We start from the raw sequence: 7,111 nt of genomic DNA, 5'->3' as shown, positions 1-7,111 counted from the left end.
TGATCGACGCTTATCTGGGGGTCGCGCATGACTAGACATCCCGCAAGGTATCCGTCGCCCAAGTCGCCTGTGAATTTTTCCCAGAGGAGTGCCGCTAATGCCTGATCAGTTGATTTTCGGGATGGAGGTCGTGCTGAACGGCCTCATGGCGGGGGTGCTCTATGCGCTGGTCGCGCTTGGTTTTGTGCTCATCTACAAGGCCTCGGGCATTTTCAACTATGCCCAAGGGGTGATGGCGCTCTTTGCGGCGATGACACTGGTGGGGATGATGGAAGGGCGGGTGCCCTTCAGCCACCTGATCAATGCGGTGTTCGGCACCGAGATTCATCACTTCGGCTGGCACTTGCCGGGGCTGGCGGCGATTCTCTTGACCATGGTGATCATGGTGGCGCTTGCCTGGATCGTGAACCAGTTGATTTTCCGGCATCTGGTCAACCAGGAACCGATCATCCTTTTCATGGCGACCATTGGTCTGGCCTATTTCCTCGAAGGATTCGGGGACATGATGTGGGGCAGCGATATCAAGAAGCTTGATGTGGGCCTGCCGCAGGGCATCAACCTGATGATCGACGAAACCACGTTCAACATTTTCGGCTACGGGTTCTTCATCGACAACCTCGACCTTGTGGCGTCGGTGGTGGCGGCGCTTTTGGTGATCGCGCTGGTGATCTTTGCCCAATATTCCAAGCAGGGCCGCGCCATGCGGGCGGTCGCGGATGACCATCAGGCGGCGCTTTCGGTGGGCATTTCGCTCAACTTCATCTGGGTCATGGTCTGGTCGCTGGCGGGGTTTGTGGCGCTTGTGGCGGGGATCATGTGGGGCACCAAATCGGGCGTGCAATTCTCGCTGTCGCTGATTGCACTCAAGGCGTTGCCGGTGCTGATGCTCGGCGGTTTCACCTCGATCCCCGGCGCGATTGTGGGCGGTCTGATCATCGGGGTGGGTGAAAAACTCTTTGAATTCACCGTTGGCCCGCTGGTGGGTGGGGCGACCGAAAACTGGTTCGCCTATGTTCTGGCGCTCATTTTCCTCGTGTTCCGGCCACAGGGCCTGTTCGGCGAGAAGATCATCGAGAGGGTGTGAGACCATGCAAAAGCTGATCGCCATCGTCAATGTGATCGCCTGGGCCGGGTTCTGGTCGTTTGGCTATCTCGCCCTGTCGGCACAGGTGGAAAACACTGCGCAGATGGTCACGGCTGCAATCCTCGCGGCCATGGGCGGGGGCGCTGGCATGCTCGCCTATCTCTGGCTGGTGCGCCACACCGAGGCCACGGGCTATGCCAAGCCGGCCAATCGCGCGACCAAGCGCGACGACGATATTCATGGGGAGGTTCTCTAGATGTTTTACCGGGAAGCGGGGGATTTCAAGACCTCCTACGAGCAGGACAACCAGACCTTTCCGATCAAGTTCGACCGCTACCGTTATTACGCGGTGCTGGTCGCGGCCTTTGCCGTGGTGCCCTTTGTCATCAACGACTACTGGGTCAATGCGGTCTTTCTTCCGTTTCTGATCTATTCCATCGCGGCCATCGGCCTGAATATCCTCGTGGGCTATTGCGGGCAGGTGTCGCTTGGGACGGGCGGGTTCATGGCGGTGGGCGCCTATGCCAGTTACAAGCTCATGACTGCCTTTCCAGACGTCAGCATATTTTTTCACATCATCCTTGCAGGCGGCATCACCTCGATTGTCTGCGTGCTCTTTGGCCTGCCCTCGCTCCGGATCAAGGGCTTTTACCTCGCGGTGGCGACGCTGGCGGCGCAGTTCTTTCTGGTGTGGCTCTTCAACCGCGTGGGCTGGTTCTACAACTACTCGGCCTCGGGCCAGATCAACGCCCCCGAGCGTTACGTGTTCGGCGTGCCGGTCACAGGGGCGGAAACGGCACCTTGGGCGGCGTATCTCTTTTGCCTCGTCTTCACCGTGGCCGCAGCCATCATTGCGCGCAACCTGACGCGCGGCATGGCGGGGCGGAAATGGATGGCCATTCGCGACATGGACATCGCCGCCGAGATCATCGGGGTCAACCCGCTCAAGGCGAAGCTGACGGCCTTTGCGGTGTCAGGCTTTTTCGTGGGCATCTCCGGCGCGCTTTTCTTTGCGATCTATCTGGGCGCGGTCGAAGTGGGCGAGGCGTTCGGCATCAACAAGTCGTTCCTCGTGCTCTTCATGGTAATCATCGGCGGGCTTGGTTCGATCTTTGGCAGTTTTGCCGGGGCGGCGTTTCTCGTGCTCTTGCCCGTGCTGCTCAAGAATACGTTGGTGGGTGGTCTTGGCTGGCCCACCGATTTGGCGGCACATCTGGAATTCATCATCGTGGGCGCGTTGATCATCATCTTTTTGATCGCCGAACCGCATGGTCTGGCGCAGCTTTGGCGCGTGGCCAAGGAGAAACTGAGACTTTGGCCCTTCCCGCATTGAGCGGCGGGCCACGGGGGGCTGAGACCCAGCCGGAGGAGATTGGGCGCAAGATGTCGCGTCCAAGACGAAACATCGGAAAAACCAAGGGAGGAATAAACCGATGAGACAGAGACTGATGACGGCCCTGACCGCCGCCATGCTGGTCGCAAGCCCGGCTCTTGCCGAGTTGACGATCGTCGATACCAGCTATCGCACCGGGCCATATGGCGCGAATGGCATTCCGTTCTCGGACGGATACCAGGATTACTTTACCCTGCTGAACGAGCGCGATGGCGGCATCGGCGGGGAAAAGATCAACCTGGTGGAGTGCGAGACCGGCTATAACACCGAAAAGGGTGTGGAATGCTATGAGGGCACCAAGGCCGCAGGCAATGGCGCGCTGATCTATCAGCCGCTCAGCACCGGTATCACCTATCAGCTGATCCCCAAAGTGACATCTGATGGCATCCCGATGCACACCATGGGCTATGGCCGGACCTCTGCCAAGAATGGCGAAGTGTTCAAATGGGTGTTCAACTATCCCGCGAACTATTGGGATGGTGCCAGCCACGCGATCACCCATATCCTCGACCTGAACGGCGGCGATATCAAAGGCAAGAAAATTTCGCTCGTCTATCACAACTCCGCCTATGGCAAGGAACCGATCCGCACGCTCGAAGAGCTGAGCAAGAAGCACGGGTTCGAGCTGATCCTGTTGCCGGTCGAACATCCGGGCCAGGAGCAGAAGTCGCAATGGCTGCAAATCCGCCGCGACCGTCCCGATTACGTGCTGATGTGGGGCTGGGGCGTGATGAACCAGGTCGCCATCCAAGAGGCCGTGAACATCCGCTTTCCGATGGAGAATTTCATCGGCATCTGGTGGTCGGGTTCCGAGAATGACGTCAAGCCCGCGGGCGATGCCGCCAATGGGTACAAGGCACTGACCTTCCACAACCTCGGCGATGAATACCCGCTCTATGACGATCTGCGCAAGCATGTCGTCGATGCGGGCAAGGCCGCCGGTGCTGGTGATCAGGTGGGCAGCGTGCTCTATAACCGGGGCATGTATGCCGCAATGCTGGCTGCCGAGGCGATCAAGACCGCGCAGGAAATGCACGGTGTGACCGCGATCAACGCAGCACAGATGCGCGACGGCATGGAGAACCTCGAAATGACCGAGGCCAAGATGGCGGCGCTCGGCCTGCCCAACTTTGGCCCCGAGTTCAAGGTCAGCTGTCAGAACCACGGCGGCAACGGCTATGGTGCCGTGTCGCAATGGGATGCGGCTGCGGGCGAGTTCAAGCTGATCACCGACTACTTCCAGTCGGATCAAGAGATCATCTCGGCCCTCGTTGCAGAAGACAGCGCGGCCTTTGCTGCCGAAAGCGGGATCACGCCGGGCTGCTGAGGAAAACAGTCGTCCCGGCCCCGAGTCGGGACGACCCTGCAAATGGTGCGCGGCGGCATGGCGCCGCGCCCACAAAAGCCGAGATATCCCGGATCAAGTCCGGGATGACATGGAGAAAGAGACGCAGATGCTGGATGCCACCCCACGCGACGAGACCCTGCTTGAGGTCAACAATATCGAGGTGATCTACAATCACGTCATTCTCGTCCTCAAGGGCGTCAGCCTGACCGTCCCCAAGGGCGGGATCACCGCGCTCCTCGGGGGCAATGGTGCGGGCAAGACGACGACGCTCAAGGCGATTTCCAACCTCTTGCGGTCCGAGCGTGGCGAAGTCACCAAGGGCACCATCACCTATCGCGGCGAGCGGGTTCAGGATCTGATGCCCTCGGATCTGGTGAAAAAGGGCGTGGTGCAGGTGATGGAGGGGCGGCATTGCTTCGAGCATCTGACCGTCGAAGAGAACCTCTTGACCGGGGCCTACACGCGCGGTGCCAGCCGGGGTGAAATCGACGCCGATCTCAACATGGTTTACACCTATTTCCCGCGCCTCAAGGAACGGCGCAAGAGCCAGGCGGGCTATACTTCGGGCGGTGAGCAGCAGATGTGCGCTATTGGCCGCGCCCTGATGAGCCGCCCCGAGACAATCCTTCTGGACGAGCCGTCGATGGGCCTTGCCCCGCAATTGGTCGAACAGATTTTCGGCATCGTGAAATCACTGAACGAAGAGCAGGGCTATACCTTTTTGCTGGCCGAGCAGAATACCAACGTGGCGCTGCGGTTCGCGCATTACGGCTATATCCTCGAGTCGGGCCGGGTGGTGATGGATGGCGACGCGCGCAGCCTGCGTGAAAATCCGGACGTCAAGGAGTTCTACCTCGGTATGTCCGACGAAGGGCGCAAGAGCTTTCGCGACGTGCGCAGCTATCGCCGCCGCAAGCGTTGGCTGGCGTGACGCGTTTCCCATTGCAAGACACCGCCCCCAAGGATGATGGCATGACCCAGTATTTCGACCCGCTTGAAACCCGCAGCGCCGAGGCGCGCGCAGAGGCGCTTGCCCGTGCTCTGCCGGACCAGATCGCGCGCGCGCAGGCGCTGTCCGGCTATGGCGGGGCCTTGGACGGGGTCGAGGCAACGCAGATCACCGGGGTCGGGGATCTGGCGCGCCTGCCGGTGCTGCGCAAATCCGATCTGGGCCGCGCACAGGGGGCCGCCGCGCCTTTTGGCGGGCTGACAAGCCTGCCTGCGGCGGGATTTGCCCACATCTTCCAATCCCCCGGCCCGATTTATGAGCCAGGCGGAGTCGGTCACGACTGGTGGCGCATGGGCCGCTTTCTGCATGCCTGTGGTGTGGGACGGGGCGATATCGTTCAGAACTGTTTTGGCTATCACCTGACCCCTGCGGGCATGATCTTCGAGAATGGCGCGCGGGCCGTGGGGGCCGCAGTGTTGCCCGCGGGCACCGGCCAGACCGAATTGCAGGCGCGCGCCGCGCATGATGTAGGTGTCACCGCCTATGCCGGCACGCCCGATTATCTCAAGGTCATTCTCGACAAGGCCGAAGAGATGGGCCTGCCTCTCAAGATCACCAAGGCGGCGGTCGGGGGTGGTGCGCTTTTCCCGTCGCTGCGCGCGGAATATGCGGCGCGTGGGATCGCCTGTCTGCAATGCTATGCCACCGCCGATCTGGGCAATATCGCCTATGAGAGTGCCGCGATGGAAGGCATGATCGTGGACGAGGGCGTGATCGTCGAGATCGTGACGCCGGGCACCGGCAATCCCGTGGCCCCCGGCGACGTGGGCGAGGTGGTGGTGACGACCCTCAATCCCGACTATCCGCTCATTCGTTTCGCCACTGGCGATCTGAGCGCGGTGATGGAGGGGGCAAGCTCCTGTGGCCGCACCAACCTCCGCATCAAGGGCTGGATGGGGCGCGCCGATCAGACCACCAAGATCAAGGGCATGTTCGTGCGCCCCGAACAGGTGGCCGCCCTTGTGGCGCGGCACGACAGCATATCGCGGGCGCGTGTTATCGCCAGCCGCGAAGGCGAAGCGGATGTGATGACCGTTCGCATTGAGTCGGTGGGTGGCGAGGCCGAGCATTTCGCGGGGTCGGTTGCCGAAACACTCAAGCTCAAGGGCCGGATCGAAATCGTGCCGCCGGGCAGCCTGCCCAATGATGGCAAGGTGATCGAGGATCTGCGCAGCTACGAGTGACGCCAGCGAAATCTTGATAAGATTTCAGACCGCGATCTTGTCAAGATCGCAGGGCCGTCAGGAAAACCGGTTGGCGTCATAGGGCGCAAGGTCGATATTCGGGCGCTTGCCGCTTATCAGGTCGGCGACGATCCGGCCTGTCTTGGGCCCTGCGGTCAGGCCGATATGCTGATGGCCAAAGGCCGCATGCACGCCCGTTCGCCCGATCTCGCCAATGAGCGGCAGGCTGTCGGGGGTAGAGGGGCGAAAGCCCATCCATTCCTCGACCCCCTCATAGGTCAGGTCGGGAAACACCCGCGCCGCGCCGCGACGGATCAGGTCAAGCGGTGCGCGCGATGGTCCCTTGGTGATCCCGCCCAATTCCACCGTGCCCGCGCAGCGCAGCCCATGCGCCATCGGATTGACTGCGAATTTGCCCGTCGTGATCATCATCGGGTTGCGCGGTATCTGCGACGGCGCGGTAAAATGCAGATGATAGCCACGTTCAGCCTCAAGCGGCACCTTGAGGCCCAGTTTCCGCATCAACGGCTTGGACCTTATCCCCGCCGCTAGCACCGCCGCATCGCAGGGCATCGTGCCACGATCCGTCTCGACCGCGCTGATCCGCCCATCGGTCAGGGTGATGTCGCGCACGGCGGCCTGCATGTATTTCCCGCCCTCGTCCTGTAGGACTGCGGCCAGATCGGCCATGTAGGCGCCGGGATTGAGGATATGGCCATGGCCCTTGAGCGTGGCAAGGCACTGTGTTGCGGGGCCAAGCATCGGCTCTGCCTCTCGCACCGCGTCGCCTTCCAGCAGTTCCGGCACATAGCCCGCTGCGCGTTTCAGCGCCCAGCCATAGGCATCGGCCTCGAAATCGGCACGGCTCGCATAGGCATAGCTGAAATCGCTGGAGGCCACCCATCTTTCCGCGCGCGTGCCCCGTGTCAGCGCAAGATGCTGATCGAGACTATCCGCGACAATGCCGGTGATCCCCGCCACCATCCGCCGCGTGTCGCGGTCATTGGCATTGGCCGCGAATTTCAAAAGCCACGGGATCAGGCGCGGAAAATAGGACCATTGGATAAAGAGCGGCTTGTTGGGATTGAGGGCG

Annotated in this window: 7 protein-coding genes; 6 read left to right on the top strand and 1 reads right to left on the bottom strand. The window is 61.3% G+C overall.

The window, feature by feature from the left end:
* Nucleotides 1-97: 97 nt before the first annotated feature.
* The 6 genes from KBT70_RS07090 to KBT70_RS07065 all read left to right on the top strand — a co-directional run bounded on the left by KBT70_RS07090 (nt 98) and on the right by KBT70_RS07065 (nt 6,018).
* Nucleotides 98-1,084, top strand: a complete 987-nt coding sequence (locus KBT70_RS07090) for a branched-chain amino acid ABC transporter permease (RefSeq protein WP_296630402.1) — start codon at nt 98-100, stop codon at nt 1,082-1,084.
* A gap of 4 nt (nt 1,085-1,088) precedes the next feature.
* The gene (locus KBT70_RS07085) at nt 1,089-1,340 is read left to right on the top strand and encodes a hypothetical protein (RefSeq protein WP_296630400.1); all 252 of its coding nucleotides are present in this window, start codon (nt 1,089-1,091) and stop codon (nt 1,338-1,340) included.
* A complete protein-coding gene (locus tag KBT70_RS07080; protein WP_296630396.1) occupies nt 1,341-2,417 on the top strand; it encodes a branched-chain amino acid ABC transporter permease in 1,077 nt (358 codons plus the stop codon).
* A gap of 100 nt (nt 2,418-2,517) precedes the next feature.
* A complete protein-coding gene (locus KBT70_RS07075; RefSeq protein WP_296630394.1) occupies nt 2,518-3,804 on the top strand; it encodes an ABC transporter substrate-binding protein in 1,287 nt (428 codons plus the stop codon).
* A gap of 127 nt (nt 3,805-3,931) precedes the next feature.
* Entirely contained in the window at nt 3,932-4,756 is an 825-nt protein-coding gene (locus tag KBT70_RS07070) for an ABC transporter ATP-binding protein (protein WP_296630391.1), read from the top strand.
* A 41-nt stretch (nt 4,757-4,797) separates the two neighbouring features.
* Nucleotides 4,798-6,018 carry a phenylacetate--CoA ligase family protein gene (locus KBT70_RS07065; RefSeq protein ID WP_296630388.1) on the top strand — a complete coding sequence of 407 codons (1,221 nt, stop codon included), beginning with the start codon at nt 4,798-4,800 and terminating at the stop codon, nt 6,016-6,018.
* Nucleotides 6,019-6,075: 57 nt separating this feature from the next.
* Here KBT70_RS07065 and KBT70_RS07060 read toward each other — a convergent pair.
* A partial coding sequence (locus tag KBT70_RS07060; RefSeq protein WP_296630385.1) for an FAD-binding oxidoreductase occupies nt 6,076-7,111 on the bottom strand: 1,036 nt, incomplete at its 5' end.

It is taken from the genome of Roseovarius sp. (genome assembly GCF_018066915.1).
Taxonomy (GTDB): Bacteria; Pseudomonadota; Alphaproteobacteria; order Rhodobacterales; family Rhodobacteraceae; genus Roseovarius.
The sequence above is the reverse complement of the archived record's forward strand: the minus strand, read 5'-3'. Positions and strand labels throughout refer to the sequence as shown.